The organism is Xenorhabdus miraniensis, from assembly GCF_002632615.1.
The window spans coordinates 1-2,134 of sequence record NZ_NITZ01000068.1; the positions used below are offsets into that span (position 1 = coordinate 1).

Sequence of the window (2,134 nt, forward strand, 5' to 3'; positions counted from 1 at the left end):
CTTGACAGTGCCGTGCCCATGCAGGACGTGGCTGGCATCGTTGCGGTTGAGCGTCAGACGATTGCGCCAGCCGTTGAACCCGAACCGCCTGTGACCTTAATCGCTGAATCCACCGCCAACACCACACCGGGGGTGGTCTGTGAACCCGGCGAGCATGGCGAGCTGCTGATCTCGGTCGGCACACTGCAATGGTGTCTGCGGGGAATGGGGGCAGTCAAAGCCGGTGCTGCCGCCCTGAAACTCAATGCGCAGGTGCTGGACAGGCAAAGCGGGGTGCTGTTCGCGGATGGGGTTGATCTGATGAGTGCCCGCAGCCGGAACAGTTATGCCAGACTGGCGGCCACCGAACTGGGACTGGCAGACGGGGCACTGCGGCGCTCGCTGGGGCAGGTGTTGCTGGCTGCCGAGCAGTGGCAGCAGCAGGCGGCGAACCCGGCAGCGGCGCAACCTGAACTGAATGAAGCTGAGCGGGAGGCGGCACGGGCTTTGTTGCAAGATCCGGCGCTGGCCGGGCGTATCACCGCCGATTTAGCCGCCTGTGGCGTCGTCGGTGAATCCACTAACTTACTGGCGGGGTATCTGGCCGCCGTGAGCCGCAAGTTACCCAAACCGTTAGCGGTGCTTATCCAGAGCAGCAGCGCGGCAGGAAAGAGTTCGCTGATGGAGGCAGTGCTGAACCTGATCCCGGCAGAAGAGCGGGTGCAATACAGCGCCATGACCGGGCAAAGCTTGTTTTACCTCGGTGAAACCAATCTCCAGCATAAGATTTTGGCGATAGCGGAAGAAGAAGGGGTACGGCAGGCGGCCTATGCGCTCAAGCTGTTGCAATCGGACGGGGAATTAACGATGGCGAGCACGGGCAAGGATGAAGCAACCGGAAACCTCGTGACCAAAAGCTACACGGTGAAAGGCCCGGTGATGCTGATGTTAACCACCACCGCCATTGATGTGGATGAAGAGCTGCTGAACCGCTGTCTGGTGCTGACGGTCAATGAATCCCGCGAACAGACCGAAGCGATCCATGCGTTGCAGCGCCATAAACAGACCCTTGAAGGCTTGCTGGCTGAGAATGAGCGGGACTATCTTACCGCCCTGCATCAGAACGCCCAGCGGTTATTGCGCCCGCTGAACGTGGTCAATCCGTATGCCTCACAACTGACCTTTGTGTCAGACAAAACCCGTACCCGCCGTGACCACATGAAATACCTGACCTTAATCCAGAGCATTGCCCTGCTGCACCAGTATCAACGAGAAATCAAAACGGCGGAGCATCGCGGGAAAACGCTGGAATATGTCGAAGTGACCCAAGCCGATATCCGGCTGGCGAACCAGCTCGCCCATGAAATCTTAGGCCGGACGCTCGACGAGATGCCGCCGCAGACCCGCAAGCTGTTATTGCTTATCCAACAGATGGCGCAAGATAGGGCCGCGAGCGAACAGAAAACGTTACGGGAAGTTCGCTTTACCCGGCGGGATATCCGGGCTTACACGAACTGGAGCGACAGCCAGCTTAAGCTGCATTGCCAACGTTTAAGTGACATGGAGTATCTGCTGATCCACGGCGGCAGTCGCGGGCACCTGTTGCAATACGAACTGCTCTGGGACGGTGACGGCGACAGTGCTCACTTAAGCGGCCTGATCGTCCCCGTATGATTATCGCAAGTCTGGGCAGCACGAACGCAAGTCTATGCCAAGTCTGCCCCAAGTCTTGGCTAAGTCTGGGTAAGCAAAATAGCCCTAAAGCCACAGCCAGACAGGGTTAACCGCCCGCCAGTCGGGCTAAACGAAAAATCACTGTTCCGGCAACGTAAGAAAATAAAATCACACCGTACTGCCACTGCTTCACGTTAACGCAAAAAAATACAAGGAGCTGTCTGATGCCAAACACCCATAACTTCACGGTAATGACCTTACGCCAGCAACTGGACGGCTGGCTGGACAGCCTGACGGCACAGGGCAAAAGCCCGCAGACCCGGCTGTCTTATCAGGCTTACTTAGTGCCGTTCGTGGACTGGTGCGAACAACGGGCTATTCGCACCGCCCCGCAGGTCTCGCTGTCGGTGCTGGAAAGCTGGCAGCGTTATCTGCGTGCATACCGCAAGGCGGACGGGCAGCCTTACCGCAACAACGGTCA

2 pseudogenes are annotated in these 2,134 nt (G+C 58.1%); both read left to right on the plus strand.

The annotated features are described in order from the left end of the window. Window positions 1-1,653 (plus strand): annotated as a pseudogene (locus tag Xmir_RS22005) (DNA primase); the annotation flags it as partial. Window positions 1,654-1,877: 224 nt separating this feature from the next. Further along, window positions 1,878-2,134 (plus strand): annotated as a pseudogene (locus Xmir_RS22010) (site-specific tyrosine recombinase XerC); the annotation flags it as partial.